This window comes from Rhizobium sp. CFBP 8752, from assembly GCF_014842035.1.
GTDB classification, from domain to species: domain Bacteria; phylum Pseudomonadota; class Alphaproteobacteria; order Rhizobiales; family Rhizobiaceae; genus Neorhizobium; species Neorhizobium soli.
In genome coordinates this window covers 370391-396016 of record NZ_JACYUZ010000003.1, presented here as the reverse complement: position 1 = coordinate 396016, position 25626 = coordinate 370391, and the positions used below count along the sequence as shown (strand labels likewise).

The following is a 25626-nucleotide window of genomic DNA, read 5'->3' as shown; positions in this document are numbered from 1 at the left end:
CTAAAAAAGGCTGGATTTCTACGTAAAACAGTTGCTTTCTATATACGGTAATTTGCCTGTCGGATCGGTTTGAGTTCCACCTTGGAGGAGGGGAGTGCATGAACAGGATCGTTGAGGCTGTGGTCATCAATGGCGACCGGCGTGTTCCGGTCGGTCTCGTTAGCGTCAAGCAGGCGCTCGAGATGCCACATAACGGTGTCTTTTCCAGCGGCATGTTTGAATTCAGTCATCCGGCCTATGAGGCTGGAAAGACCGATGTGTTTCTGACGCGAGAGGCGCTGTCGAAGTTGCAGCTCATGTAGAAGCTCGGTGGCCTTGCCCGCAAACCCGCTACGGCGGCGCTGCATGCCCAGTCGCGTCTTGCGGACGGAACTTCATTCCGGCCCGTGGATTGTCTTCAAAAGGAGATGACCATGGCGAGAAAACCACTCAATGTCGGCTTCACCGGTGATATCGACCCTGAAACGGGCGTCGTTGAAAAAGCAAAATCCACAGCCGCGAAGGTGAAGGACGAAGCGGGAATGGTCGCAGCGCATGCTGTGGATCACCCGGCCGCTACTGCATCCGTTGCCGCATCCATTGGCGTGGCGGCATTTCTACTCGGTTATCTGCTGGGCGTTTCGTCCCGGCCCCACGACAGGCGACGCTGGATTTGACCCGCGATCCGCGTCCAGCGCTAGCCCTGCCCGAGGAGCGGACCGGAACAATCAATGGTTATAGCCGTTTCCTCTAGACCTACCCTGAGACAAAGGAGGCATTCATGCCGAATCGTGACCCATTGCCAACTCCCGGCGTCGAGACTCCCCGTGGTCCCGTGGGGACTGGTGGAGTGCCCGACCGCACGCAGGAAAAGCCGCCGCTGACCCCGACGCAGGATCCGGGGGATACGAAAAACCCGCAGGATCCCACATTGGAGCCGGCTCTGATGCCGACGGGAGACCCGGCAGGCGCTGCCTGATTCGTGGTCCGAGAGAAATTGATGATCTACGCCGTCCGGTGACAAGCGCGCCGGGCGGCGTGGCTCGCGATAAGGGTGTGGCTATTGTTAATAACCCCCTAAATTGCACCCGTGCGATCTTGTTATTGCTATTCAATTAGTCAGATCTCACACTGCCGGCTGCATCCACTCGTTTCCTTCGCTGAGGTTTGGAGGCTGCAAGCGGATAAGTCTTTTAGCCTGATCGCGGCTCCCAGGGGTATGGGGAGGAGCCTCGCCATCCGCACGTGAGGGGCAAATGCCAAGTCAGCTTATCCGCAAGCCGGTCAGTTCCGGCCAGCTCAACCTATTGCAGCAAGTCTTCGACGAGACCTGCTCCGAGCACCACATCGATAAAAGCAGTCCAGATGCAGAAGCACTGGCGCTCATTCTCGTCAACTCGCTTCAAAAGGGCGCCGACGAAAAAGAGAAACTGGCTGCATTGGCGGAAACTCTCGCCAAGGCGCGGTAGATTCCCGGTCGAACAGACATTCGGGCCATTCAAGGAACATATCCTGTCTTCGAAAGTTGACCGTGCTCTCGATCAACAACAGACAGGAGGCCAAAATGGCAGAATCCGTAAAGAGCCTGAAGCCAACCGAATCCCAGTCGCCATCCTTCGATCATGTGCCGAGCGAAAATTCGGCATTTAATTCCGAGATCGCCAGCCTCAAGTCCGAGATCGCCAATTTGCGTGATCTGTTGGCAGAAAAAGGCAGCGTTGCTTATGACCGCGTTGCAAGCCGCGCGTCCGATGCCGCAAGCTACGTTTCGGAAGAAGCAAATTCCGTGGCCGCCACTGTCCGCGAGCATCCTGCAGCAACCACGACCCTGATCACCCTGATTGGCGGTATCGGCTTTGCGATCGGCTATCTCGTCGCCAACGCGTCCGTCGACAGCAAGCAGGCCTGGTATCAGCGTTACATCAACGACCGCTTCTAAGAATACCTTATCCGTCTAGCCGGCCGAACTATCCGTTCGGCTGGCGCAGTCGATCCAGAAGGCCTTGGTGAGTTCTGCAGGTCGTTCCGGGTCTATCCTGATCGCAGCATTCGTTGCTCCAGCTGCGGGCACGACCTCAGGGTAATCCCTTAGCGAAAGGTCGCAATAGACCTGGAGCTCAGTCGCAAGACCAAACGGGCACACCCCTCCGATCGGATGGCCAGTTGCTGCCATGACCTCATCGCCGGACAGCATCCGCGGTTTGGCGCTGAAGACCGACCTGAACTTCTTATTGTCGATGCGACTATTTCCTGACATTACGACCAACAGCATGACGTCGCCCGCTCGCAAGCAGATTGTCTTCGCGATCTGATCAGGATCGACGCCATGCGCGAGTGCTGCAAGCGGAACGGTCGCCGAACTCTGTTCGGTCTCGATGATCTCGATGTCAGGCGCGTGGGTCGCGAAAAAGCTGCGTACGGATTCAAGGCTCATGGGCGCAGCATGACGGAAGCGCATCCAGCGGGCAAGTCTCGCGAGGCATGCGATTCTTGCAATGCTGCGGTGCGAAATTACGTCTGTTTTTTGTGCGTTTCCGCTGTATGTTTAAATCATCGACGGACGCACTCCTCCTCCCAGCGTCCCCGATGGGGCCGGCAACACTCCTCCTCCCAGTTGTTGGCCAGTTTCAGAAGCCCGACGCACCTCCTCCCGCGTCGGGCTTTTCTGTTTTCTGAGGGGCTGGAGCGATGAGATATCGGAAGCGCCTGAAGCTCTCGAAAAGGCCCGCAACTCCAAGAACTTGCGTCGAGACAGCGGATGCAGGGCACCACGATCGCGTCTGGATCGATCGATTTGCGCCCGGTCCTGCAGGCTTGACGCCAAAACGGCCAGACCTTAAATCCTCTGCATCGATATTTGTTTGACAAGCCAGCACGTGGCTAAACTGCCCCGCCTGCGACGATCTTTCTTCAAATACGAAACACAAACGCCCCGGGAAATTCCGAACGGGGCAGTCGGTCATTTGCAAGAGAAAGGCATCGTTATGGCGACTGGTACTGTAAAATGGTTCAACGCAACCAAGGGCTACGGCTTCATCACCCCTGACGACGGTGGCAAGGACGTTTTCGTTCACGTCACCGCGGTCGAGCGCGCAGGCCTCGGCCAGCTGCAGGACGGTCAGAAGATCGGCTTCGAACTGACGACCGACCGCCGTTCCGGCAAGGAATCGGCTGACAGCCTCCGCGCCGTCTAAGATACCCGTTTCATTTATTTATGAAGGCCGGTCATCGACCGGCCTTTTTGCGTTCCGACGATGCCTTTCGAGCAAGGCACAGAGCGCCGTTAACCAAATATTAACCAATTCGCGAGACGATGAACATTAGAGCCAATGTCGTCGACGGCGGCTGTTTCGCATTGCATGCCCATAAGAGTGACCACGGATGTACTGGCACTTGTGATTGGGATCAGAAAGGTCGGGCTAGCCCGACCTTTTTCGTTTCGTATGAGTTGGACGTGCATCGGCAAAGGAGCTGTCTGCTGCGCCCCGCCGGTGCCCTCACTTTGCGAGGGCCGTGATGATCCGGACCCAGGACCTGATCCCCTTGTGGTAGGACTTCAGGTCATACTTCTCGTTCGGCGAGTGGATCCGGTCGTCATTGAGTCCGAAGCCGACCAGCAGACTATCCATTCCGAGCATCTTCTGGAAATCGCCAACGATCGGAATGGAGCCGCCCATGCCGATGATGACGGCTGGATTTGCCCATTCGTCCGAAAGTGCACTCTTCGCCTTGGTCAAGGCCGGTGAGTCGTAGGAAAGCTGGATCGCAGGCGAGCCACCATGCGGGTGGAACTCGACGTTGCAGTCCGCCGGGATCTTGGATGTCACATAGGCGCGGAACGCGTCGCGGATCTTGTCGGGGTCCTGCGTGCCGACGAGGCGGAACGAGATCTTTGCCGAAGCCTTGGCCGCAATGACGGTCTTGAAGCCGTCGCCAGTGTAACCGCCCCAGATCCCGTTGACCTCGCAGGTCGGTCGGGCCCAGGTCATTTCCAGAACCGAACGGCCCTTTTCGCCGGCCGGCTCTGAGAGCCCGATTTCGCCGAGGAACTTTTCGGCCGAGCGACCAAGCGTCTCCCAGCTTGCCTTGATGTTTTCAGGCGTTTCCTCGACGCCGTCGTAGAAACCCTCAAGGGTGATACGGCCCGTGTCGTCGCGAAGGCCGGCGATGATGCCGGTGAGAATGTGGATCGGGTTTGCGGCAGCACCGCCGTAAAGGCCGGAATGCAGGTCGCGGTCGGCAGCGGTGACAGTGATCTCTTCGCCGACCAGTCCGCGAAGGGCGGCAGCGATTGCCGGTGTGTCGGTGTCCCACATGCCCGTATCGCAGACCAGGGCGAAGTCGGCCTTGAGCTCTTCGGCATTGGCTTCGAGGAAAGGCTTCAGCGACGGCGAACCGGATTCTTCCTCGCCCTCAAACAGGATGGTGATGCGGATCGGCAGCGCGCCATGCACGTCCTTGTAGGCGCGGCAGGCTTCAACGAAGGTCAGCAGCTGGCCCTTGTCGTCGGATGTCCCGCGTCCGGTCATGATCTTGCGGCCACCCGGGAGCTCCTTCAGCTTCGGATCGAAGGGATCATCTTCCCAGAGCTCGATCGGATCGACCGGCTGCACGTCGTAGTGACCGTAGAACAGAACGTGCGGCGCATCCGGCGTTGCTCCCGCGTGATGACCGACCACCATCGGATGACCGGGGGTGTCGCGCAAGGATGCTTCGAAGCCCAGCGTCGTCAATTCCTCGACAAGCCACTCAGCCGCCTTGCGGCAATCGTCCTTGAAGGCCGGATCAGTCGAAATCGACTTGATGCGCACGAGATCGAACATCCGATCGATGCTGGCGCTGAGGTTCTGGTCGGCACGGTCAAGAACGGGGGAAAGTTCGGTCATAACAATATCCTGTGTGTGGATGCTCGGCGCCGCTGTAGACGTGGCTTGCGACGCTCGTTCCGGAAACTAGCAAGCCTTTATGTCACCGTACAATGGAAAAGGCTGATTGGTTCAGGACAACTAGCGGGCAGAAACGTCGACTGCAACCTTGCACTGACAAGTCTCTGGCGCCCCCTAGAGCTTGCGGGCGTTCTCCAAAATCATCCGCATGTATTCGATCATCAGGTCACGCTCGAATCGCTTGAACCCGGAAAACAGGGCCGCGTCGGCTTCCGCTGCCGCCTCCACCGCACGGGCCTCCAGGCTGCGGCCAAGCGCCGTCAGGGTAATGATCTTTGCCCGCTTGTCGTCAGGATGGGGGATGCGCTCGATGAGACCGTCGCGCTGCATCCGCGCGAGCGTATTGGCGACCGTCGCCTGCTCCACCTCGAGCTTGTCCAGGAGTTGCTTCTGGGTAAGGCCATCCTGCTGCCAGAGTTCCAGGAGAACGGGAAACTGGCCCGGGGAAAAGCCGAGGCTGCTTGAGCGCTGTTGCAGGGATCGCGCAAAACCCTTCGCAAGCTGGTTGGCGAGATAGGTTGCGGAATGAGAGCGATCGAATGCCATGGCTTCGGTATCTTGCTTCCCGGTTGAAAGTCCAAACAGACCTTGCCCGGAAGGATATATCGCACGCCGTGCTTTCGCCAACCCTGCAACGCTTCGCTAGATGCTGTGAGCCGCAAACAAAAACCGCCACGACCGGGAGGGGAGCGGTCGTGGCGGCATGATAGAAGAACAAAGGCCCGGAGAGGGGGGTGAGCCTTTGTCCGGTCTGACGCGGCAGGGGGCAAGCCGGGTGCCAGACTGCGGCGTGATCAATCGCCGGTAAGCTTGAAATGTGCGGCGAAATGCGGCTTTTCAAGGGATTGGTCTATTACAAATCGGTAACGTTGCGGTGAGCGTTCGGTGGCGCTGCCGGCGAACTTTTCGTGGACGCCGAAGATGCCTCGGGGTATTCCATCCCCATGAAAAAAGGCGATCATCTCTTCCTCATCGACGGCTCCGGTTTCATCTTCCGGGCGTTTCATGCATTGCCCCCGCTCACCCGCAAATCAGACGGGCTGCCGGTGGGCGCCGTGTCGGGGTTCTGCAACATGTTGTGGAAGCTTCTGACCGATGCGCGCGATACGTCTGTCGGCGTCACGCCGACGCATTTCGCCGTCATTTTCGACTATTCCTCGAAGACCTTCCGCAAGGAGATCTACGATGCGTACAAGGCCAACCGGTCCGCGCCGCCGGAAGAGCTCGTTCCGCAGTTCGGTCTGATCCGCCAGGCGACCCGCGCCTTCAACCTCCCCTGCATCGAGACGGAGGGGTTCGAGGCGGATGACATCATTGCCACCTATGCCCGCCAGGCCGAAGCGACGGGCGCCGACGTCACCATCGTGTCCTCCGACAAGGACCTGATGCAGCTGGTGACGCCGATGGTCCACATGTACGACAGCATGAAGGACAAGCAGATCAGCGTGCCCGACGTCGTCGAAAAGTGGGGCGTAGCGCCTGAAAAGATGATCGATCTCCAGGCTTTGGTCGGCGATTCGGTCGACAACGTGCCGGGTATTCCGGGCATCGGGCCGAAGACGGCAGCGCAGCTTTTGGAAGAGTTCGGCGATCTCGAAACGCTTCTTTCCCGCGCCGGAGAGATCAAGCAGGTCAAGCGCCGCGAAAGCATCATCGCCTTTGCCGAGCAGGCGCGCCTGTCGAGGCGACTGGTGGAGCTGCGCACCGATGTTCCCCTGGAGCTCGAACTCGATGCGCTGGTTCTCGAACCCCAGAACGGACCAAAGCTGATCGGCTTCCTCAAGGCCATGAACTTCGGAACGTTGACGCGAAGGGTTGCCACAGCCTGCGACTGCAACGCCGATGAAATAGAAGCGGCGGAGGTCGAGGTCGAATGGGGCGATGCCGCCCGCGGTCCAGACCTCGATGCGGGCGAGGCGGCGAAGGCCGACACGGGAGAGACCGCAGCCGCGGCGCCGGTCGAGCGAGCGGTTTCGACGGTCGCAAAGGTAACCGGCGAAGCGACGCCTGTCTCCTTTGCCGAAGCTCGTATCGCCGCATTCGGGCAGGCGAAGCTCGATATGGAAAACTATGTCACGATCCGCGATGTGGAAGTGCTTGATGACTGGATCCGCGCGGCGCGCGAGACCGGTTTCGTCGCCTTCGACACGGAGACGAACTCGCTCGACCCGATGCAGGCCGAACTTGTCGGCTTCTCGCTGGCGATCGCCGACAATACTGATAGCCCGTCCGGGCTCGAAGTCCGCGCCGCCTATGTCCCGCTCACCCACAAGACCGGTGTCGGCGATCTCTTGGGCGGTGGTCTGGCCGAAAACCAGATGGCCAGCCGCGAAGCGCTGGATCGCCTGAAACCGCTGCTGGAAGATCCGACCGTCCTCAAGGTCGCGCAGAACCTCAAGTTCGATTACCTCGTCATGAAGCGGCACGGCATAACCGTCCAGGCCCATGACGATACGATGCTGATGTCCTACGTGCTGGAGGCCGGAAAGGCCAACCACGGCATGGACGCATTGTCCGAACGCTGGCTCAATCATAAGCCGATCGCTTTCAAGGACGTCGCTGGCTCCGGCAAGAGCGGGGTGACGTTCGATTACGTCGATATCGAGAAGGCGACTGCCTATGCGGCCGAGGACGCGGATGTCACGCTGCGTCTCTGGATGGTGCTGAAGCCGCAGCTCGCCGCAGCGGGCCTGACACGCGTCTACGAACGGCTCGAGCGACCGCTGGTCTCTGTTCTCGCCGATATGGAAGAACGCGGCATCACTATCGATCGGCAGATCCTGTCGCGCCTTTCCGGCGAGCTTGCGCAGAAGGCGGCGGCCTTCGAAGACGAGATCTACGCGCTCGCCGGCGAGAAATTCACCATCGGCTCTCCCAAGCAGCTCGGCGATATCCTGTTCGGCAAGATGGGCCTGCCCGGCGGCGCCAAGACCAAGACCGGCCAGTGGTCAACCTCGGCAAGCGTGCTGGAGGATCTCGCCGCGACTGGTCACGATCTGCCGCGCAAGATCGTCGACTGGCGCCAGCTGACAAAGCTGAAATCCACCTACACCGATGCGCTTCCAGGCTACGTCCATCCGGAAACCAAGCGCGTCCACACGTCCTATTCGCTGGCGTCGACCACAACCGGGCGTCTTTCCTCGTCGGAACCCAATCTCCAGAATATCCCGGTGCGCAATGCCGAAGGCCGCAAGATCCGCACCGCCTTCATCGCGACCCCCGGCCACAAGCTTCTCTCCGCGGACTACAGCCAGATCGAGCTGCGTGTTCTCGCCCACGTCGCCGACATTCCGCAGCTGCGTCAGGCCTTCGCGGATGGCATCGACATTCACTCGATGACCGCGTCGGAAATGTTCGGCGTTCCCGTCGAGGGCATGTCGAGTGAGGTCCGTCGCCGCGCAAAGGCGATCAACTTCGGCATCATCTACGGAATTTCCGCTTTTGGTCTTGCCAACCAGCTGTCTATCGATCGCTCGGAAGCAGGCGATTACATCAAGCGGTATTTCGAGCGCTTTCCCGGTATCAAGGACTACATGGAGCAGACGAAGGCCTTTGCCCGTGAGCATGGCTATGTGGAAACGATCTTCGGCCGTCGCTCCCATTATCCCGATATCAAGTCGTCCAACCCATCGATGCGCGCCTTCAATGAACGCGCTGCCATCAACGCCCCGATCCAGGGGTCGGCCGCTGATGTCATCCGCCGTGCGATGATCGAGATGGAGCCTGCCCTGAAGAAGGCCGGTCTCGACGAAAAGGTCCGCATGCTGCTGCAGGTGCATGACGAACTGATCTTCGAAGTCGAGGATGCGGCGATCGAAGAAGCGATCCCTCTGATCGTATCGACCATGGAAGAGGCGACAATGCCGGCTGTTTCGATGCGGGTGCCGCTGAAAGTGGACGCGCGCGCCGCCGCGAACTGGGACGAGGCGCACTGATCTGGCTTGATCAGCCGTTGGGGTAAAGAGACAGAAGAGCTGTCGATAGCAGCTCGTCGGCGTATCGGTGCGCCGACTGGCTGCCTTCATCCGTCATGCCCAGTTCACGACAGCGGTGGTGGACGGTGTCGAGGATCAGGCTGGCAATGCCCTTGGCATGATCAACATTCGCGTTTTCGGAGGTATCCAGCGCCATGGCGAGCGAGGTGATGGACACGATCTCGAGCACGGTCATCCGGGCTTCCAGATTGAGCCTTGCCGTTCCCGCAGCCTCCCCGCCGTCTAAGTCATCAAACCTTCGCGTTTGGTCCATGCTGCGCCTCTTATGTTAGAAAGTCCACATAGAGGCAAAATCGGGACTGTAAAGTGCCCGTCGTGAAGATAGTCGCAAAATCACACGCGCCGGAAAAGACGTCGTTCCAGCGTGTCGATCAGTGTCCGGGCGGCTTCGCTCAGGGACCCGCTGTTGTCGATCGTTACGACCGAATAGTTGCCATCGACAGTGAGGGAGCCGCGCTCGAGACGCCGCAGGATGTCCTCGCGGCATTCCCGTCCCCGCGCTTCGAGCCGCGCGGCGAGCACGTCGCGCGAGGCAATGACGTTGATGACCAGCATGGCCGGATACGCTGAGTGGAAGTGTGCAAGCGCCGAACGGGAGCCATTGGCGATGACCAGACTGCCACCTTCGACGGCATCGAGCGTGTCCTTAGGAATGCCATAGGATAGCCCATGCGCATTCCAGGACACGGCAAAGCGTCCGGCTTTTTCCAACGCAGCGAACTCGTCCTCCGAGACGCCGTTGTGGTCCTCGCCGCCGGAAGCCGGGTCCCGGGTGATTGTGCGGCGGGCAAACACCACGTCGTCACGATCCGCAAAATGCCGCGCAGCCTCCGCCATCAGCGTGTCCTTGCCTGCACCGCTCGGTCCAACCACGACGACGATCACGCCGCTTTTGCCACTGTCGCTATCTGTCGGGCAGCCGTCCATCAGGCGACCCGCCGACCTTCGCGCCAGACGGCGCGCGCCACCGGCACACCCTCCGGACGATGGACCCGGACCAGATCGGCGCGCAGGCCGGTGGCGATCCGGCCGCGATCGTCGAGGCCGACGGTGCGGGCAGGCGTCGCACTCACCATGGCTATCGCCTTCGGCAGCGAGATGCTGTCGACCTCGTCCGCCAGAATGAACGGCGCGTAGAGAAGGCTGAGTGGCACGTAGTCGGACGAAAGCACGTCGAGCACGTCTTTCTCAGCGAGATCGCGGGCGGCAATATTGCCGGAATGCGACTTGCCGCGCACGATATTGGGGGCGCCCATCAAAACGCTCATACCGGCCTGATGCGAGGCTTTGGCGGCATCGAGACTGGTCGGGAATTCGGCGAGCTTCACACCGTTGCCGATCGCCTCGTCCACATGCGCAAGCGTCGCGTCGTCATGGCTGGCGACCGTAATGCCGTTATCGGCGCAGACCTTTGCGATGGCGATGCGATGCGGCGTCGAATTGCGCTCGGACTCCTCGACGCGCTTGTCGATGAAGATCTTGAAGGCCTCGTCGGAAAGCCCGCGCTTCTTCTGATAGTAGAAGATGTACTGGTCCATTGTCTGGAACTGGCGCTGGCCAGGAGCGTGGTCCATCAGCGAAACGAGCCGGACATAAGGATCGTTGGCAAAATCGGCGAAGTGATCAAGCACATTGTCTGCCGAAACTTCGCAGCGAAGGTGGATCAGATGTTCGGACCGCAGGCGGCCCTGGCGCTCGGCGGCCTGGATGGCGTCGGCCATTGCCCGCATCTCGCCCTGCTCGAAGCCGCCATCCTCGTCCGAGCCCATCCGCAGGCAATCGAACACGGTGGTGATGCCAGAAGAAGCGATCTGTGCGTCATGCGCCTGGATCGCTGCCGTCGCATTCCAGCGCACGCCCGGACGGGGCGAATAGTGCTGTTCCAGATGGTCGGTATGCAGTTCGACAAGCCCGGGGATCAGATAATCGCCCTCGAAGTCCTCGCCGGTCTGTGCCGAACCCTCGGAAATGTCTGCAATCTTGCCGTCCCGGATCTGGATGGAGCCGGTCACGATGCTGTCCTCCAACACGATGCGGGCATTTGTGAATACGGTCTCGACGGTCATGGGGTCGTCTTTCTGATATCGGAGGCCGGCGCCAGAGGCAGCCAGCGGTGAACTGTAAAATCGGCGCCACGCTCGCGCTCCGTGAAGAGCGCAATTCCGTTGATGGAGAGCGGTGCGTTGGTAAAATCTGCAAATCTGGTTTCAAGCGCCTTGCGCATGGCAGGCGCCTGTTCGGGCGGAACCTGTCCGGTCAGCGTCATGTGAAAGCGGAACTCGTCCATGACGTATGGGTAGCCCCAGGCCATCAGGTTGTCGCGGTGTTCGGGCGACAGGCTCTCCGGCTTGCGCCGGGCAATATCGGCCTCCGAAAGCGGCGCACGGAACGGCTCGAAATCTTTGACCACACGGACGGCAAAGGCCTGAAGTTCCGGATAGACCTGGTCAGGCACCAGAGCGAAGAAGCGCCCGAGCTGGCCGATGACGGCATTCGGAATGTCGAAACCCGGTGTCGCCGCCGCAAACCTCTCGAAAGCGTCGAGCAGTTCGGCCTCACTGCGTCCCTCGGCGAGCTCGAACGGCGCCTTCAGCGTCGCATGAAAGGCGTAGCGGCGTGGGTCGGCCGTCAGCGCGTGCACATCCTCTTCGGGAATGCCATCCACGACCGCTGTCTCGAAGCGCTCCCCGCTGAAGGCATCTCGGCCAAGCCAACGGGAGGCGGTCTTCGTCAGCGGGTGATCCGCTGCGGGCGAAAAGTAGAGAGCATATCGCAAGGCATGGTTCCGGAATCAGGAAAAGGGGCGATGTCCGAGACTAACCATCTGTCGCGCCTCGAGACAGCCTTCGGCTAAAAGATTTCCATGACAGAATGATGATGCGGCAACCTTTTAATGTGTCGGGCCACCGATCAGACGTGAGCGGATCGCGTTAGACACATTGTCGAACAGGAAGACCACCATCAGGATGAGCAGAACCATATAGGCGACCTTGTCCCAGTCCGCATTGGTGCCCATTGCTTCAAGCAGCTTGAGACCGATGCCGCCCGCACCGACGGCGCCGATGACGGTCGCCGAACGGGTGTTCGATTCCCAGAAATACAGTGACTGGGAGATGAAAACCGGCAGCACCTGCGGCACGACGCCGAAGCGGTTGACGATGACCGAGGGCGCACCGACCGATTTGACTCCCTCGCGCTGCTTGTCGTCGACATTCTCGACCGCTTCCGAATACACCTTGCCGAGCGCACCCGCATCCGTGAAGAAGATCGCCGCGATGCCGGGGATAGGTCCGGGGCCGAAGGAGCGGGTGAAGAACAGCGCCCAGATCAGCATGTCGACAGAGCGCAGGAAGTCGAACAACCGCTTCATGCCCCAGTTGGCGGCCCGGTTGCGGGTAATGTTGCGCGCCGCGATGAAGGCGAGCGGGAAGGCGAACAGCGTCCCGAGCAGCGTGCCGACAAAGGCCATGACCAGCGTCTGCAGCAGTTTCGATAGAATGTCCGCATGCTGCCAGACGTTGTTGCCGAGGATGTCGTCGCGCATGTGGCCGATATTCGAGCGCGCCGGATCCAGCCGCTCGCCGATCGTCGCAAGGTGTGCAAGCTCGCCCCAGCTCTTGCCCCAGAATGCAGACTTGGTGTCGAACAGGAAGTTTGCCCAGCCAAGGAAGCGACGCTGCACATAGACCTGCGCCGGCCGGATTTCCGCCTGACCCTCGAAGCCGTAATCGACCAGCACCTTGGCTCCGTCTTGGCGGAGGGCCGAAGGCGCATCGGCTGGCGCCGTCGCTGCGTTGCTGTCGATCATGACCGGATAGACCGTGCCGTTCAGATAGACATCGACCCGGCCGGGCGTCACATCAAGGCGGTCCGCATCGCTGCCATAGGTCACCCGGTAGCCGCCGCCTTCGGTTGGCTTCAGCCAGGAAATGTCAGAACCTTCGGCATATTGTCCACGGCTTGACCACTGCGGCTTGACGGTGCCGTCGTCCTGGAACCGCAGGCGCGGCTGGGCACGCCAGGAATACCAGTCCTGGAGATAGAGCGAGGCTCGGTCCCACTGGCCATTCCTGAAGGCGGGACCGACGTTGAAGGCAAAGAAGCAGGCAACCAGATAGGCAAGGATCAGTCCGGAGCCGATCACCAGTCCGTAGCGCTGCAGGAAGGACCGTTGAAACACCTGCGGATAGGTTTCGCGCAAGCGCTCTCTGTCGGATGCATTGATGGCGGGTACTGAAGGCATCAGGCTGCTCCCCTGCCAAGTTCGAAGGATTGCTGGCCGATCAGCCGGCGGCGAAGCCAGGAGGAAAACTGGTCGATCGCAATGACGCTGACGAGCAGCAGGATGATGATCGCATAGGTCTTGGCCGCATGATCGCGACCGATCGCCAGCCGGAACACCTCGCCGATACCACCGCCACCGACCGCACCGATAATGGTCGAGGCGCGCACGTTTACCTCGGCGCGCAGCAGCGTGTAGGATACGAAATTCGGAAGCACCTGAGGAACGATCGCGAACCGTACCCGCTCGACCCAGGATGCACCGGCGGCCCGCAAACCTTCATCCGGCTTCATGTCCGAATTCTCGACCACCTCGAAGAACAGCTTTCCGAGCGCGCCGATCGTGTGGACGGTGATCGCGATGATCGCCGCGATCGGCCCGATCGACAGGATTGCCGTCAGAAGTCCGGCAATGACGATTTCCGGAAAGGCACGCAGGATTTCCATGATGCGGCGAACGACGAAACGCACAGGCCCGGCACCGACAAGATTGGTGGAGGCGAAGAAGCACAGCAGAAAGGCGATGGCGGAACCGATGATCGTCGAAACCAGCGCGATGTTGATGGTGATGATCAGCTGGTAGAAGAAATTCGGGATGTAGAACGTTTCGGTAATATAGTGGCGATCGGCCGTGTAGTCGTATTTCAGCGAGCCGTCGGCATAGGGGGAGGGAAGGTCGAACATCGCCCGGATGATTTCCATCGGGCTGTCAGGCACGAAGCTGCGAATGAAATCGAACATATAGGGCAGGCGTTCGAAGAACTTGCCCGCATTGGCGTCATTGGCGAATTTCAGCGACGCGAACAGCACGACCAGAAACACGCCAATCGTAATAGCGGTATAGACGCGGCGGGTGCGCAGCTGCTGCCGGTAATGCTGCATCATCAGGGATGCCGCTGGTCCCAGTCGGCTGCCGGGGGCGTCGTCGAGATTGCCGCCGAGATGTCCGGTCGTCTGTTTGCTGATCGTCGCCATGCCCGTGTCTCTCGTTGCAGAACGGCGGCACCTTCTGGAGATGCCGCCGCCAGGTCTTTTGAAGGATGATCAGCCGCCGATAACGGACTTACGGGCGTCGACGATCGTCTGGTAGAAGGCCGGATTGACTTCGATGTAATCCTTGTTCTTGCCCTGGGTGAAGGACTGGAAGCAGGCGAGGTTCTTCTTCGGCAGTTCCATGAAGAAGGCCTTGACCTTGGCCTTCATGTCGGCCGGAACCTTGTTGGAGACCATCAGCGGACCGTTCGGGATCAGTGGCGACTTCCAGACCTGGACGATATCGTCCATGTCGAGGTTACCCTTGGCGACCATCTGGTGCAGGTTGCCGCCGCTATAGCCTTCTTCCCACTTGCCAACGCCCGAGCCGAATGTCGTGCCGGCATCGAACTTCTTGTCGAGGACTGCGAGAACCAGGTTCTCGTGACCGCCGCCAAAGCCGGTTTCGGAGAAATACTGCTTGACCGGCATGCCGATTTCCTTCGGCAGTGCGACGTTCGGGACGAGATAGCCCGAGGTCGAATCCGGATCGGCGAAGCCGATCTTCTTGCCCTTCAGGTCGGCCAGTGTCTTGATGCCGCTGTCCTTGCGGGCAACCATGATCGAGTAGTAACCGCTGGAGCCGTCCGAACCCGTGTAGGTCAGGATCGGGTCGACAGCCTTGTCGTCCTTGAGCGCGATGGCTGCATAGGAAGCTGCACCCATCGAAGCAATGTCGATCGTGCCGCCGAGCAGGCCCTGGATAACGCCGTTATAGTTCGGCGACGGGAACAGCTTCACTTCGGTTACGCCGGTCGCAGCCTTCAGGCCATCGGCAACGCACTGGGTGTTGCGGATCTGGTCGGCTTCGTTTTCCGAGCCGTCGAGACCGATGCGCAGAACCTTGACGTCCTGGGCAAGGGCGGAACCGGCGAGCAGGCTGAGCGTCGCGGCAGCAAGCATAGTTTTTCTGAACATTGTGATCTCCTGTTTCCGGATCATCCGGAGTTGGGTCGTGAAGCAACGCGCCCTTAACGTGGGCAGACGATCTGGATGCGGCTCAGGCCCTGGCGCTTGCCAGGCTGCCTATTCCGGCCGATTGCTTGGCCGCAGCCGCAGGGGCCGCGGGATTGTTGATGCTGGTCGAGGTCATCGTCTCGTCGATGCCGGCACCGTCGCGGTCCGATCCGTAGATCTCGCTGACGGCCTGCGCGTTCAGCTGCGACGGCGTGCCGTCGAAGACGACGCGGCCGCCTGCCATCCCGATGATCCGCTCGCAATAGGCGCGCGCCGTATCGAGCGTGTGCAGGTTGGTGATGACGGTAATGCCCTCGCGCTCGTTGATGTCGCGCAGCGCGTCCATCACGATCTTGGCGTTGAGCGGGTCCAGAGAGGCGATCGGCTCATCGGCCAGAAGCATTTTCGGCGCCTGCATGAGGGCGCGGGCGATGGCCACGCGCTGCTGCTGACCGCCAGAAAGCGTGCCGGCGCGCTGCATGGCGGTCTGCTCGATACCGAGACGCTCGAGCGCGGCGATCGCAGCCATGCGCTCGTCGTCGGAGAAGATGTTGAGAAGGCTCATGATCGTGGATCGGTGGTTCAACCGGCCGAGCATCACGTTGGTCATGACGTCGAGGCGTGGCACGAGATTGAACTGCTGGAAGATCATCGCGCAATCGCGCTGCCAGTTGCGCAACCCGGCGCCCTTGAGAGCGGAAACCTCGAGATCGCCAAACCGAATGGAACCGGAGCTCGGCTCCTGCAGGCGGTTGATCATGCGCAGGAGGGTCGATTTGCCGGCGCCGGAGCGACCGATGACGCCGACCATCTGACCTTGAGGTATTTCCACGCTGACGGCGTTGACCGCGATATGATCGCCGAAACGTCGGGTGACATTCCTCAATTCAAACTTCATGTTTTTCAATCCGTCCCATTCCCTGGTGAGGATCGGATTAGACTTGGTTGATGAACCCTGAATGTCGGTTTTATGTAGGTTTTGTTACATGTTTGCCCGGCTTGAACGCCCTGCTATGCCGCATATTTCGCAAGGAAGGCCTCGGCAGAGAGGGCACGGAAATCGTCGAGTGCCGTGCGCAGCGTCTGGTGATCCCAGTCCCACCACGCGAGCCGGTCCATGCCGTCACCGACCTCCCTCGTGAAACGCTCCCGGATCAGCTTGGCCGGCACGCCGCCGACGATCGTGTAGGGGGCGACATCCTTCGACACCACGGCTCCGGCGCCGATAACCGCGCCGTTGCCGACAGTCACGCCCGGCAGCACGGTGGCACCATGGCCGATCCACACGTCATGGCCGATCGTCACCCGGTTGTCGCGGCGCCACTCGAAGAAGTCGGTGTCGTCTTCCGCGTCATCCCAATAGTTGGCGGCACGATAGGTGAAATGATGCAGCGTGGCGCGCCATGTGGGGTGGTTCGTGGCATTGATGCGGACCGAAGCAGCGATATTGACGAATTTGCCGATCGTCGCGCACCAGATGGAGCCATCCTGCATGATATACGAGTAATCGCCGATTTCGGCCTCGTCGATGCGGCAGCGCTCGGAGATCTCAGTGTAGCGGCCGATCGTCGAGTTGCTGACGCTCGCCGTTTCATGAATGACGGGGTTGATACCGACCTTGGCACTCATGCGGCAACTGCCTTTCGGGGAGAAAACGCGCTGACATCGAGAATGCGGTCGGCAACGGCCTCGCGCACTTCCTCGTCATGGAAGATGCCGAGCATGGCGACGCCTTCGGCTTTCTTGGCAGCGATCATCTCGATCACCACCCGCCGGTTGGTCGCGTCGAGCGATGCGGTCGGCTCGTCCAGAAGCAGGATACGATGGCTGGTGATGAAGCCGCGGGCAATGTTGACGCGCTGCTGCTCACCGCCGGAAAACGTGGCGGGCGGAAGCGACCAGAGTTCGCGCGGAAGGTTGAGCCTGGCGAGCAGTTCGACCGCCCTGTCCTTGGCTTCCGCGGCATCGATACCGCGGGCAACGAGCGGCTCTGCGACCACGTCGACGGCAGCGACTCTCGGCACGGTGCGCAGGAACTGGCTGACGTAACCCATCGTATGCCGGCGAACCTCGATGATCGTGCGCGGATCGGCTGCCGCGATATCGACGATCTTCTCGCGGTGATTCACCAGGATCTGGCCCGCATCGACGGCATAGTTGCCGTAGAGCATTTTCAGGATGGAGCTCTTGCCGATCCCCGAGGGGCCGCCGAGCACGACGCATTCGCCGCCGGCAACGGAAAAGCTGACGTCGTTGACGACCGGCAGCTTGATGCCGTCGCGCAGGTGCATGATGAAGCTTTTGGAGACTTCCGAGACGACGAGTGGAGTGGCCATCGGTCTGTCCTATACCTGGAGAATCGAGGAAACGAGCAACTGCGTGTAGGGCTCGCGCGGGTCGTCGAGAACACGGTCGGTGAGCCCCTGTTCGATGACATGACCGTCCTTCATCACCATCATCCGGTGCGAGAGAAGTCGGGCGACTGCGAGATCATGGGTGACGACAATGGCCGAGAGACCGAGATCGTTGACGAGCCCGCGCACAAGGTCGAGCAGTCTTGCCTGCACCGAGACGTCGAGGCCGCCGGTCGGTTCGTCCATGAACACGAGCCGCGGACCCGTGACGAGATTGCGGGCGATCTGCAGGCGTTGGCGCATGCCGCCGGAAAAGGCGCGCGGCTGGTCGTCGATGCGGTCGGCGGAAATTTCCACGCGTCCCAGCCAGTCGGTCGCCGTCTCGCGGATCTTGCCGTAGTGGCGGTCACCGACTGCCATCAGCCGTTCACCGACATTGGCGCCCGCCGATACCGTCATGCGCAAACCATCGGCCGGGTTCTGGTGAACGAAACCCCAGTCGGTGCGCATCAGGAAGCGCCGCTCGGCCTCGCTCATGTGGTAGAGATCGCGGAAGTTGCCGTCGCGCATCCGGTATTCGACACTGCCGGCGCTCGGCATCAACCGGGTCGACAGGCAATTGAGCAGCGTCGTCTTGCCGGAGCCGGATTCGCCGACGATGGCCAGCACTTCGCCCGGCCAGAGATCGAAACTGACATCCTGGCAACCGATCCGGCTGCCGTAGAATTTCGACACGCCGCTGACTTTGAGAAGGGGATTGTCGCTCATTCCGCTGCCTCCTTGCTGGGGGCGAGCATCTCGCCGACATGGCCATGGTCCCGGCGGTCTTCGCAATGGTCCGTGTCCGAGCAGACGAACATCCGCCCGCCCTGATCGTCGAGCACCACTTCGTCGAGATAGACGCCGTGTGCGCCGCAGAGTGCACAATCCTGCTCGAATGTCTGGATCTCGAACGGATGGTCCTCGAAATCCAGGCTGACCACCTCGGTATGCGGCGGAACCGCATAGATCCGTTTTTCACGTCCGGCGCCGAACAGCTGCAGCGCATCGGACATGTGCATTTTCGGATTGTCGAATTTCGGGGTCGGCGAGGGGTCCATCACATACCGACCGTCGACCTTGACCGGATAGGCATAGGTCTTGGAGATGCGGCCGTTATGCGCAATGTCCTCGTAAAGCTTCACATGCATCAGTCCGTATTCTTCGAGCGCATGCATTTTCCGGGTCTCGGTTTCGCGCGGCTCGAGGAAGCGCAGCGGTTCCGGGATCGGGACCTGATAGACCAGCACCTGGCCCTCGGTCAGCTTCTGTTCGGGAATGCGATGGCGCGTCTGGATGATCGTCGCGTCCTTCGTGTGGGTGGTGACCGCGACATTGGCGACCTTCTGGAAGAAGGCGCGGATGGAGACCGCATTGGTCGTGTCGTCGGCGCCCTGGTCGATGACCTTGAGCACGTCGTTAGGACCGATGATCGCGGCCGTCACCTGCACGCCGCCGGTACCCCAGCCATAGGGCATCGGCATTTCGCGCGAAGCAAACGGCACCTGATAGCCGGGTATGGCGATCGCTTTCAGGATCGCCCGGCGGATCATCCGTTTCGTCTGTTCGTCCAGATAGGCGAAATTGTAGGTGGCGAGATCGGCACTCATTCAGCAGCATCCTTCATCTCGGTATCGCCGTGGCGAGCGGCCTCAATCTCGGCGCGCATCTTGCGCACCATGGCAAGCTCCGCCTGGAAGTCGACGTAATGGGGCAGTTTCAGGTGTTCGACGAAGCCCGTCGCCTGCACGTTGTCGGAGTGCGAAATGACGAATTCCTCGTCCTGCGCCGGCGCGGTAATGTCCTCGCCAAGCTCTTCGGCGCGAAGGGCGCGATCCACCAGCGACATCGACATCGCCTTGCGCTCGCTCTGCCCGAACACGAGCCCGTAGCCGCGGGTGAACTGCGGTGGCGCTATGGAGGAGCCTTTGAACTGGTTGATCATCTGGCACTCGGTCAGCTGGATGCGCCCGAGCGAGACCGGGAAGCCGAGTTCCGGCATGTCCATTTCCACCTCCACCTCGCCGATCCGGATCTCGCCGACGAACGGGTGGTTGCGGCCATAGCCGCGCTGGGTGGAGTAGCCGAGCGCCAACAGAAAGCCCTCGTCGCCGCGGGCCAGAGCCTGCAGCCTCAGATCGCGGCCCATCGGAAATTCCAGCGGCTCGCGGGTCAGGTCTGCGGCCGCATGGTCATCGGGCAGGTCGCCGTCCGGCTCGATCAGCCCTTCGCGTGCAAGAATGTCGGAAACGCGCATGATCTCCTCGCCGGACGCCTGCCTGCGTGCAGGATCGGCGATCGCCTCACCCGTCAGCAGCGAGGGATCAAGAAGACGATGGGTGTAGTCGAAGGTGGGACCAAGCAGCTGGCCGCCCGGCAGATCCTTGTAGGTTGCCGACACGCGCCGCTCGACCTTCATGGCTGCGGTATCGACCGGAACGGAAGAACCGAAGCGGGGCAGCGTGGTGCGGTAAGCGCGAAGCAGGAAGATCGCCTCGATCAGATCGCCACGCGACTGGCGCACCGCAAGCGCTGCGAGCGACCGGTCATAGAGCGAGGCTTCCGCCATCACCCGATCGACGGCAAGACCAAGCTGTTCGGCGATCTGCTCGATCGTGAGTGCAGGAACCGACCGGTCGCCGCGACGGCGGTCGGCAAGCAATGCGTGAGCGTTGGTAATGGCGGCCTCGCCACCCTTGACTGCAACATACATGGGTTTTGATCTCCTTCGGCTCAGCCGGCAATCCGGGTGGTGCGCGGCAGGCACAGGAACTGCGCTCCGGCGGTGAGGATGACGTCGACTCCGCGGGGAAAGAGCGCCCTGTTGTCGTCCCAGAGCCTCCCGAACATATCCGGCAGTCCCGCGACCGCGACCGTCCGTGTGCCGAGGATCCCCGGTCCGATCAGGCTCAGTTCTTCGCCGTCGCCAAGAGCTGAGACCTCGAGGATCAGTGTCGTGGATCGATCCGGGTATTCCTGGGTGCCTGCGGCAAACAGGCCGAAGGAAGAGGGTGCCGTGCCTGACTCGATAAAGGCGAAGCTGCTTTGCGCCTTTTCGCGGGTGATCGGTGCACCCGTATGGAAGCCGATCCATTCCGGCATGGCAGACTTTGCAAGACCGGCGCTCAGCCAGACGGGCGTGTCGTGATCGCAGAGCGTAAGCGCAATCGCGCCGGCAGCATTGCCGAGCGGTTCCGGCTGGCCGGCCTGGAGCGCGGCGTCGTAGATTGTTCCGGGCCGCGCCATGCCATCCATCAGCGTTTTGAAAACGGTCTGGGATTGGAAGACCGGGTCGGTAAACCCGCCGGCGAGGGCTTGTGCATGAAGGGCCATCAATCGTCTCCCCGTACCATTGTGAAGAAGTCGACGCGGGTCGCCGCGGTCTCTTCGGCTTTCTGTCTGTCGTCAGTGGCGATGCGGCTTTCCGTCGGTGAAAGAAGCGCCGTTTCGACGAAAACGCGGGTTTCTGCTTCCTGCCACAGCGCATCGAAGATCGCAGACAGCCGCGCTTTCTCCTTGTCCGTGCCGAGCGCCTGGGCGTGGCCGGCCGTGCCGGAGGCAAGGAGGATGGTCGCGCGGGTTACCGTTGCTTCGCCGAGATTGAAGGGCGAGCCGCCGCCACCGATCCGGCCGCGAACCATCACCAGACCGGTTTCCGGTCCGCGCACCGGCTTGACGGTTGGTTTTTCCGATAGCCCGTCCCAGGCGGTCTTCAATTCGTCGCAGGATGTCTGCGCCAGAAGCTCGATGCAGCGGCGCCGTTTTTCCGGTTCCGTCAACGGCTTGTGATTTCCCGCAAGATCCATCGGCCATCTCCTAAATGTCTATTTATATAGACAACCATACAAATTACATGTACCAATAAAGCTGGCGTATAACAAGCGTGTGACAGGGGTGCTGATCGGGTGATTGTTCAAAGGCAGAGTGGCGTCGCGTTGTGGCGGCAGATAGCCGACCGCATCCGCACGGCGATCGCAAACGGCGATTACGACGCGACCGGCAAGGTGCCGCCGGAGATCTCGCTGGCGGCGGAGTTCGGCGTGAACCGCCATACGGTGAGAAGCGCGCTGGCAGCGCTGGCGCAGGAGGGCATTGTGCGGGCCGTTCAGGGCCGGGGAACGCTGATCGAGCGCAAGGAGCGGCTGAATTTTCCGATTTCCAGGCGAACCCGGTTCAGCGAGGGCATCGGCGATCAGGCGAAAGAAAAGGAAGGTCTGCTGCTGGCGGCATCCGAGGAACCGGCGACACCGGACCTGGCGTCGCGCCTGCAGCTTGCTGTCGGTGCTGCCGTGATCCGGCTTGAAACCTTGCGCAAAGCGGATCGCCGTCCGGTCTCACGGGCAACCGCCTGGTTCCCGGCCGATCGCTTTTCAGGGATCGCAGAGGCCTATCGCGAGAGCGGCTCCATAACCGCAGCCTTCGCGGCAATCGGCCTGACCGACTATCTCCGCGTCTCGACCGAGGTTACGGCGGTCCACGCCGAAAGCGCCGACCTTGCAGATCTGGAATTGTCGCCGGGTGCGATCATGCTGGTAACGCGCGCGTTGAACGCAGATCCGGATGGCGTTCCCGTTCAGTATGCGATCAGCCGCTTTCCGGCCGACATGGTGCAGTTCACGATCGAAAACTGACAAATGCAAACGCCGGCCCGCATTGTCCATGCGAGCCGGCGCGATCTTGAAGACTTGGCGCTTCTTAGTGGGCGGCCGACATGTCGCCCAGAACCTTCTTGGAAGCGACGGTCGAATCCGCGTTCAGCACGTAGACCATCGGCACACCGGTCGCGAGGTTGAGCTTGAGGATCTCTTCCTTGCTGAGACGATCAAGAACCATCACGAGCGAGCGCAGCGAATTGCCGTGGGCGGCAACGAGAACCTTCTCGCCGCGCAGTACGCGCGGCAGGATCTCGGTCATGTAATAGGGCCATACGCGGGCACCGGTGTCGCGCAGGCTCTCGCCGCCCGGTGGCGGGATGTCGTAGGAGCGGCGCCAGATATGCACCTGTTCTTCGCCCCACTTCGCCCGCGCGTCGTCCTTGTTGAGACCGGAGAGATCGCCGTAGTCGCGCTCGTTCAGGGCCTGATCGCGGATGGTTTCGAGCTCGGTCTGGCCGAGCTTGTCGAGCACGATCTTCAGCGTATCCTGGGCGCGCTTGAGGTCGGAGGTGAAGGCGATATCGAACTTGATGCCGGTATCGGCAAGCGCCTGGCCGCCGGTCTCGGCTTCCTGAATGCCGAGCGGTGTAAGCTCGGGATCCTTCCAGCCGGTGAAAAGGTTCTTCAGGTTCCAGTCGCTCTGGCCGTGGCGAACGAGGACGAGTGTACCGCTCATGAAATGAATTCCTCCGATAGTGTCAAGAAAGCCCGAGAACGTCGAGCATGGAATAGAAACCCGGCTTTTCGTCGCGCGCCCAGACGGCCGCAGTCACCGCGCCGCGCGCGAAGATCGAACGGTCGCGGGCACTGTGCGACAGCGTCACCAGCTCACCTTCGCCGGCAAGAATGACCGAATGATCGCCGACAACGGAGCCGCCGCGAAGCGTCGCAAAGCCGATCGTGCCGGCGGGGCGGGGGCCGGTATGGCCGTCGCGCACCCGAACCGATTGCGTGGCAAGATCGATGCCACGCCCGGCAGCCGCTGCCTCGCCAAGCAGCAGCGCGGTGCCGGATGGCGCATCCACCTTGTGCTTGTGGTGCATCTCGACGATTTCGATATCCCAGCCAATAGCAGGAAGCGCTTTCGCCGCATCGCGCGTCAGCACGCCGAGCAGATTGACGCCAAGGCTCATGTTGCCGGACTTCACGACCCGTGCATGCCGGGCGGCAGCCTCGAATTTTTCCTCGTGCTCCGGTCCGCAGCCGGTCGTGCCGATCACATGCACGATGCGCGCCTGTGCGGCGAGCCCGGCAAACGTCACGCTTGCTGCGGGTGCCGTGAAATCCAGAACGCCATCGGCGTCGAGAAACGCCTTCAGGGGATCGGTGGTGACGATGACGCCAAGCGGCCCGGTTCCGGCAAGATCACCGGCATCCTTGCCGACGAAAGCTGAGCCTTCCCGTTCGATTGCGGCATGAAGCGTGACGCCGTCGGTCTCGTGGATGATCCGGATCAGGGCCTGGCCCATACGGCCTGCCGCGCCAACCACTACAAGCTTCATGTCGTTTGCGGCCATGGGCGACGGGTTTCCTAGAGAGTTTACGAAAAATCTTTGACGGGCAGTTGCAGGTTGTTGAGGCGAGCGTAGAGCCCGTCCTTGCGCTGCGCAAGAACCTCATGCGTGCCTTCTTCCATCACCCGGCCTTCGTGCATCACGATGATCTTGTCAGCCTTGACGACGGTGGAAAGACGATGCGCGATGACGATGACGGTGCGTCCGCGCATGGCGGTATCAAGCGCCTTCTGAACGGCGGCCTCGGACTCGTTGTCGAGCGCAGACGTCGCTTCGTCGAGCAGCAGGATCGGCGCATTCCGCACCAGTGCGCGGGCAATCGAAAGCCGCTGCCGCTGGCCGCCGGAGAGGCTCATGCCGTTTTCGCCGACAGGCGTTTCATAACCGAGCGGCTGCGCCAGGATAAAGTCGTGGGCATAGGCAAGTCTTGCTGCCTCTTCGACTTCGGCATCCGTCGCTTCCGGCCGGCCGTAGCGGATGTTGTCGCGGATGGTGCCTTCGAACAGGTAGGGCTGCTGCGAGACATAGGCGAGCTGATGGCGCAGCGACGACTTGGTGACCTCGGCAATGTTTTGCCCGTCGATCAGGATTGCACCTTCCGCCGGGTCGTAGAAACGCGGAATGAGGCTGATGATCGTCGATTTGCCGGCGCCCGATGGTCCGACCAGAGCCGTCGTCTGGCCGCCTTCGGCCACAAGATCGACGCCGCGCAGGATCGGGTTGCCACTGCCATAGGAGAACACGACGTTCTTCAGTTCGACGCGCGCCTTGTCGACCACGAGATCCTTGGCGCCAACCATTTCCCGCTGTGCCGGCTGCATATCGAGAAGGGCATAAATCATCTGCGCGTTGACGACGGCACGGTCGAGCTGCACCTGCAGCTTGGCCAGCCGTCGTGCCGGGTCATAGGCCATCAGCAGCGCGGTGACGAAGGCAAAGAAAGCGCCTGGAGGTACGTTGTCATAGATCGAGCGGAACGCCGCATAGGCCAGCACGCTGGAGATCGCAAAGCCGGCAAAGGTTTCCGTCAGCGGCGACGTGCGCTCCGACAGACGGGCGATACGGTTGGCGCGGCCTTCTGCCGCTTTGATGATGCGGCTCACCTTGCTGTCGAGTTCGCCTTCCATCGTGAAAGCTTTGACCACGGCGATGCCCTGGATGGTTTCCTGCATGGCGCCAAGCACGCGGCTGTTCTGTTCAACAGCCTCTCTTGTGGCGGCGCGAAGGCGTTTGGAAACGTAGCGTAGCGCATAGAGAAGCGGCGGTGCGACGGCAAAGACGATGAGCGACAGGACCCAGTCCTTCGTCACCATCACCCCGATCAGCGCGACCAGCGTCAGGAGATCGCGCGCCGTGGAGGTGACCGTCAGGTTGAGGACGTCACGAACGCCGTTGATGTTCTGGCTGATCTGGGCAGCAAGATGGGCGGATCGGGCTTCGGCAAAGAAGCCGACCGACAGCGACATCAGGTGCGAGTAGATCCGGCGCTGATAGCGGGCGACGATATTGTTGCCGATCTTCGACAGCGTCACGGCCTGGCCGTAGGTGGCAAAGCCGCGCAGCACGAAGGCGGCGAGGATCGATCCGCAGATCAGCCAGACGATATCCGCCCGCTTGTTGGCGAACGCCTCGTTGACGACCTTTTCCATGATCCACGCCGTGAAGGCTGTCGAAAGGGCGACCATCACCAGGCAGGATATTGCAAACGCGTAGGATCGCACGTGATCCCGGCCATTCTCGGCGATCACCCGCTTGAGCACGCTCACGATGGTGACGGAATCCACGTGGCGCTTCTTGTCTTTTGCGGCGTTCAATAGGGCGTTCCCGTTTCGGCGTCATGCCGGAGTATATTTCCGAAGGCGCTATTAAACGCT

General features: G+C 61.1%; 30 protein-coding genes. 8 read left to right on the top strand and 22 right to left on the bottom strand.

What is annotated here, in order from left to right; all coding sequences use genetic code 11:
- Positions 1-98 precede the first annotated feature (98 nt).
- From IFT59_RS17960 to IFT59_RS17940, 5 genes are all read left to right on the top strand, one after another.
- The gene (locus IFT59_RS17960; RefSeq protein ID WP_062454178.1) at positions 99-302 is read left to right on the top strand and encodes a hypothetical protein; all 204 of its coding nucleotides are present in this window, start codon (positions 99-101) and stop codon (positions 300-302) included.
- 111 nt (positions 303-413) lie between these two features.
- Positions 414-656 (top strand): hypothetical protein, encoded by a 243-nt coding sequence (locus IFT59_RS17955; RefSeq protein WP_162734899.1) that lies wholly within the window; start codon positions 414-416, stop codon positions 654-656.
- A 104-nt stretch (positions 657-760) separates the two neighbouring features.
- The gene (locus IFT59_RS17950) at positions 761-958 is read left to right on the top strand and encodes a hypothetical protein (RefSeq protein WP_062454176.1); all 198 of its coding nucleotides are present in this window, start codon (positions 761-763) and stop codon (positions 956-958) included.
- 277 nt (positions 959-1235) lie between these two features.
- A complete protein-coding gene (locus IFT59_RS17945) occupies positions 1236-1448 on the top strand; it encodes a hypothetical protein (protein ID WP_062454175.1) in 213 nt (70 codons plus the stop codon).
- A gap of 95 nt (positions 1449-1543) precedes the next feature.
- Entirely contained in the window at positions 1544-1918 is a 375-nt protein-coding gene (locus tag IFT59_RS17940; protein ID WP_139283901.1) for a hypothetical protein, read from the top strand.
- A 15-nt stretch (positions 1919-1933) separates the two neighbouring features.
- On the opposite strand, the gene IFT59_RS17935 is transcribed toward IFT59_RS17940, so the two are convergent.
- Entirely contained in the window at positions 1934-2413 is a 480-nt protein-coding gene (locus IFT59_RS17935) for a YbaK/EbsC family protein (RefSeq protein ID WP_192087691.1), read from the bottom strand.
- Positions 2414-2963: 550 nt separating this feature from the next.
- Between IFT59_RS17935 and IFT59_RS17930 the strand changes: the two genes are divergently transcribed.
- A complete protein-coding gene (locus IFT59_RS17930; RefSeq protein WP_062454173.1) occupies positions 2964-3173 on the top strand; it encodes a cold-shock protein in 210 nt (69 codons plus the stop codon).
- Between the two features lie 303 nt (positions 3174-3476).
- Here the strand turns inward: IFT59_RS17930 and IFT59_RS17925 are convergent, their stop codons facing one another.
- The 3 genes from IFT59_RS17925 to IFT59_RS17915 form a co-directional block, all read right to left on the bottom strand.
- The gene (locus IFT59_RS17925; RefSeq protein WP_092663960.1) at positions 3477-4865 is read right to left on the bottom strand and encodes a dipeptidase; all 1389 of its coding nucleotides are present in this window, start codon (positions 4863-4865) and stop codon (positions 3477-3479) included.
- A gap of 174 nt (positions 4866-5039) precedes the next feature.
- Positions 5040-5471 (bottom strand): MarR family winged helix-turn-helix transcriptional regulator, encoded by a 432-nt coding sequence (locus IFT59_RS17920; protein ID WP_062454171.1) that lies wholly within the window; start codon positions 5469-5471, stop codon positions 5040-5042.
- A 248-nt stretch (positions 5472-5719) separates the two neighbouring features.
- Positions 5720-5932, bottom strand: a complete 213-nt coding sequence (locus tag IFT59_RS17915; protein ID WP_162237958.1) for a hypothetical protein — start codon at positions 5930-5932, stop codon at positions 5720-5722.
- Here IFT59_RS17915 and polA point away from each other — a divergent pair.
- Entirely contained in the window at positions 5870-8860 is a 2991-nt protein-coding gene (gene polA / locus IFT59_RS17910; RefSeq protein ID WP_192087690.1) for a DNA polymerase I, read from the top strand. The genes IFT59_RS17915 and polA overlap by 63 nt on opposite strands.
- A 10-nt stretch (positions 8861-8870) precedes the next feature.
- On the opposite strand, the gene IFT59_RS17905 is transcribed toward polA, so the two are convergent.
- From IFT59_RS17905 to phnG, 15 genes are all read right to left on the bottom strand, one after another.
- Entirely contained in the window at positions 8871-9173 is a 303-nt protein-coding gene (locus IFT59_RS17905; RefSeq protein WP_139283900.1) for a hypothetical protein, read from the bottom strand.
- Positions 9174-9253: 80 nt separating this feature from the next.
- Positions 9254-9847 carry a phosphonate metabolism protein/1,5-bisphosphokinase (PRPP-forming) PhnN gene (phnN, locus tag IFT59_RS17900; protein WP_192087689.1) on the bottom strand — a complete coding sequence of 198 codons (594 nt, stop codon included), beginning with the start codon at positions 9845-9847 and terminating at the stop codon, positions 9254-9256.
- Entirely contained in the window at positions 9847-10986 is a 1140-nt protein-coding gene (locus tag IFT59_RS17895; protein WP_192087688.1) for an alpha-D-ribose 1-methylphosphonate 5-triphosphate diphosphatase, read from the bottom strand. Before IFT59_RS17895 ends, phnN begins: the two co-directional genes overlap by 1 nt.
- Entirely contained in the window at positions 10983-11696 is a 714-nt protein-coding gene (locus IFT59_RS17890; RefSeq protein ID WP_192087687.1) for a DUF1045 domain-containing protein, read from the bottom strand. Before IFT59_RS17890 ends, IFT59_RS17895 begins: the two co-directional genes overlap by 4 nt.
- Before the next feature lie 114 nt (positions 11697-11810).
- Positions 11811-13163: a phosphonate ABC transporter, permease protein PhnE gene (gene phnE / locus IFT59_RS17885; protein WP_192087686.1), complete on the bottom strand. Its 1353-nt coding sequence runs from the start codon at positions 13161-13163 to the stop codon at positions 11811-11813.
- Positions 13163-14083, bottom strand: a complete 921-nt coding sequence (gene phnE / locus IFT59_RS17880) for a phosphonate ABC transporter, permease protein PhnE (RefSeq protein ID WP_192087767.1) — start codon at positions 14081-14083, stop codon at positions 13163-13165. The genes phnE (IFT59_RS17885) and phnE (IFT59_RS17880) overlap by 1 nt, the downstream gene beginning before the upstream one ends.
- A 162-nt stretch (positions 14084-14245) precedes the next feature.
- Positions 14246-15151, bottom strand: coding sequence for a phosphonate ABC transporter substrate-binding protein (phnD, locus tag IFT59_RS17875; RefSeq protein ID WP_192087685.1), 906 nt, complete (start codon positions 15149-15151; stop codon positions 14246-14248).
- Positions 15152-15233: 82 nt separating this feature from the next.
- The gene (phnC, locus tag IFT59_RS17870) at positions 15234-16088 is read right to left on the bottom strand and encodes a phosphonate ABC transporter ATP-binding protein (RefSeq protein WP_192087684.1); all 855 of its coding nucleotides are present in this window, start codon (positions 16086-16088) and stop codon (positions 15234-15236) included.
- Positions 16089-16201: 113 nt separating this feature from the next.
- Positions 16202-16819: a DapH/DapD/GlmU-related protein gene (locus IFT59_RS17865; RefSeq protein ID WP_174195427.1), complete on the bottom strand. Its 618-nt coding sequence runs from the start codon at positions 16817-16819 to the stop codon at positions 16202-16204.
- Positions 16816-17526: a phosphonate C-P lyase system protein PhnL gene (gene phnL / locus IFT59_RS17860; protein ID WP_192087683.1), complete on the bottom strand. Its 711-nt coding sequence runs from the start codon at positions 17524-17526 to the stop codon at positions 16816-16818. The genes IFT59_RS17865 and phnL overlap by 4 nt, the downstream gene beginning before the upstream one ends.
- A gap of 9 nt (positions 17527-17535) precedes the next feature.
- A complete protein-coding gene (phnK, locus tag IFT59_RS17855; RefSeq protein ID WP_062578633.1) occupies positions 17536-18312 on the bottom strand; it encodes a phosphonate C-P lyase system protein PhnK in 777 nt (258 codons plus the stop codon).
- Positions 18309-19193, bottom strand: coding sequence for an alpha-D-ribose 1-methylphosphonate 5-phosphate C-P-lyase PhnJ (locus IFT59_RS17850; protein ID WP_192087682.1), 885 nt, complete (start codon positions 19191-19193; stop codon positions 18309-18311). Before IFT59_RS17850 ends, phnK begins: the two co-directional genes overlap by 4 nt.
- Positions 19190-20296: a carbon-phosphorus lyase complex subunit PhnI gene (locus tag IFT59_RS17845; protein WP_192087681.1), complete on the bottom strand. Its 1107-nt coding sequence runs from the start codon at positions 20294-20296 to the stop codon at positions 19190-19192. The genes IFT59_RS17850 and IFT59_RS17845 overlap by 4 nt, the downstream gene beginning before the upstream one ends.
- Positions 20297-20316: 20 nt before the next feature.
- Positions 20317-20916: a phosphonate C-P lyase system protein PhnH gene (gene phnH, locus IFT59_RS17840; RefSeq protein ID WP_192087680.1), complete on the bottom strand. Its 600-nt coding sequence runs from the start codon at positions 20914-20916 to the stop codon at positions 20317-20319.
- Complete coding sequence (gene phnG / locus IFT59_RS17835) at positions 20916-21389, bottom strand: phosphonate C-P lyase system protein PhnG (protein ID WP_192087679.1); 474 nt, start codon at positions 21387-21389, stop codon at positions 20916-20918. The genes phnH and phnG overlap by 1 nt, the downstream gene beginning before the upstream one ends.
- Positions 21390-21488: 99 nt before the next feature.
- Here phnG and phnF point away from each other — a divergent pair, with 99 nt between their 5' ends.
- Positions 21489-22214: a phosphonate metabolism transcriptional regulator PhnF gene (phnF, locus tag IFT59_RS17830; RefSeq protein ID WP_192087678.1), complete on the top strand. Its 726-nt coding sequence runs from the start codon at positions 21489-21491 to the stop codon at positions 22212-22214.
- Between the two features lie 64 nt (positions 22215-22278).
- Here phnF and IFT59_RS17825 read toward each other — a convergent pair whose 3' ends face one another.
- The 3 genes from IFT59_RS17825 to IFT59_RS17815 are packed head-to-tail and all read right to left on the bottom strand — an operon-like array spanning position 22279 to position 25566.
- Positions 22279-22914: a 2,3-bisphosphoglycerate-dependent phosphoglycerate mutase gene (locus tag IFT59_RS17825; protein WP_113166890.1), complete on the bottom strand. Its 636-nt coding sequence runs from the start codon at positions 22912-22914 to the stop codon at positions 22279-22281.
- Positions 22915-22936: 22 nt separating this feature from the next.
- Entirely contained in the window at positions 22937-23755 is an 819-nt protein-coding gene (gene dapB, locus IFT59_RS17820) for a 4-hydroxy-tetrahydrodipicolinate reductase (RefSeq protein WP_113166891.1), read from the bottom strand.
- Between the two features lie 23 nt (positions 23756-23778).
- On the bottom strand, positions 23779-25566 hold the full coding sequence (locus IFT59_RS17815; protein WP_192087677.1) for an ABC transporter ATP-binding protein: 1788 nt from the start codon (positions 25564-25566) through the stop codon (positions 23779-23781).
- Positions 25567-25626: the final 60 nt, after the last annotated feature.

Bases quoted from the DNA above. Each gene is read 5' to 3' on its own strand.
- IFT59_RS17905 (WP_139283900.1), bottom strand. From the start codon at position 9,173: ATGGACCAAACGCGAAGGTTTGATGACTTAGACGGCGGGGAGGCTGCG.
- IFT59_RS17850 (WP_192087682.1), bottom strand. From the start codon at position 19,193: ATGAGTGCCGATCTCGCCACCTACAATTTCGCCTATCTGGACGAACAG.
- phnG (WP_192087679.1), bottom strand. From the start codon at position 21,389: ATGGATCTTGCGGGAAATCACAAGCCGTTGACGGAACCGGAAAAACGG.
- phnK (WP_062578633.1), bottom strand. From the start codon at position 18,312: ATGAGCGACAATCCCCTTCTCAAAGTCAGCGGCGTGTCGAAATTCTAC.
- IFT59_RS17935 (WP_192087691.1), bottom strand. From the start codon at position 2,413: ATGAGCCTTGAATCCGTACGCAGCTTTTTCGCGACCCACGCGCCTGAC.
- IFT59_RS17825 (WP_113166890.1), bottom strand. From the start codon at position 22,914: ATGAGCGGTACACTCGTCCTCGTTCGCCACGGCCAGAGCGACTGGAAC.
- IFT59_RS17930 (WP_062454173.1), top strand. From the start codon at position 2,964: ATGGCGACTGGTACTGTAAAATGGTTCAACGCAACCAAGGGCTACGGC.
- IFT59_RS17945 (WP_062454175.1), top strand. From the start codon at position 1,236: ATGCCAAGTCAGCTTATCCGCAAGCCGGTCAGTTCCGGCCAGCTCAAC.
- polA (WP_192087690.1), top strand. From the start codon at position 5,870: ATGAAAAAAGGCGATCATCTCTTCCTCATCGACGGCTCCGGTTTCATC.
- IFT59_RS17925 (WP_092663960.1), bottom strand. From the start codon at position 4,865: ATGACCGAACTTTCCCCCGTTCTTGACCGTGCCGACCAGAACCTCAGC.
- IFT59_RS17960 (WP_062454178.1), top strand. From the start codon at position 99: ATGAACAGGATCGTTGAGGCTGTGGTCATCAATGGCGACCGGCGTGTT.
- IFT59_RS17920 (WP_062454171.1), bottom strand. From the start codon at position 5,471: ATGGCATTCGATCGCTCTCATTCCGCAACCTATCTCGCCAACCAGCTT.
- IFT59_RS17940 (WP_139283901.1), top strand. From the start codon at position 1,544: ATGGCAGAATCCGTAAAGAGCCTGAAGCCAACCGAATCCCAGTCGCCA.
- phnE (WP_192087767.1), bottom strand. From the start codon at position 14,083: ATGCAGCATTACCGGCAGCAGCTGCGCACCCGCCGCGTCTATACCGCT.
- IFT59_RS17915 (WP_162237958.1), bottom strand. From the start codon at position 5,932: ATGAAACGCCCGGAAGATGAAACCGGAGCCGTCGATGAGGAAGAGATG.
- phnD (WP_192087685.1), bottom strand. From the start codon at position 15,151: ATGTTCAGAAAAACTATGCTTGCTGCCGCGACGCTCAGCCTGCTCGCC.
- IFT59_RS17845 (WP_192087681.1), bottom strand. From the start codon at position 20,296: ATGTATGTTGCAGTCAAGGGTGGCGAGGCCGCCATTACCAACGCTCAC.
- IFT59_RS17865 (WP_174195427.1), bottom strand. From the start codon at position 16,819: ATGAGTGCCAAGGTCGGTATCAACCCCGTCATTCATGAAACGGCGAGC.
- phnC (WP_192087684.1), bottom strand. From the start codon at position 16,088: ATGAAGTTTGAATTGAGGAATGTCACCCGACGTTTCGGCGATCATATC.
- phnN (WP_192087689.1), bottom strand. From the start codon at position 9,847: ATGGACGGCTGCCCGACAGATAGCGACAGTGGCAAAAGCGGCGTGATC.
- dapB (WP_113166891.1), bottom strand. From the start codon at position 23,755: ATGGCCGCAAACGACATGAAGCTTGTAGTGGTTGGCGCGGCAGGCCGT.
- IFT59_RS17895 (WP_192087688.1), bottom strand. From the start codon at position 10,986: ATGACCGTCGAGACCGTATTCACAAATGCCCGCATCGTGTTGGAGGAC.
- phnL (WP_192087683.1), bottom strand. From the start codon at position 17,526: ATGGCCACTCCACTCGTCGTCTCGGAAGTCTCCAAAAGCTTCATCATG.
- IFT59_RS17955 (WP_162734899.1), top strand. From the start codon at position 414: ATGGCGAGAAAACCACTCAATGTCGGCTTCACCGGTGATATCGACCCT.
- phnH (WP_192087680.1), bottom strand. From the start codon at position 20,916: ATGGCCCTTCATGCACAAGCCCTCGCCGGCGGGTTTACCGACCCGGTC.
- IFT59_RS17950 (WP_062454176.1), top strand. From the start codon at position 761: ATGCCGAATCGTGACCCATTGCCAACTCCCGGCGTCGAGACTCCCCGT.
- phnE (WP_192087686.1), bottom strand. From the start codon at position 13,163: ATGCCTTCAGTACCCGCCATCAATGCATCCGACAGAGAGCGCTTGCGC.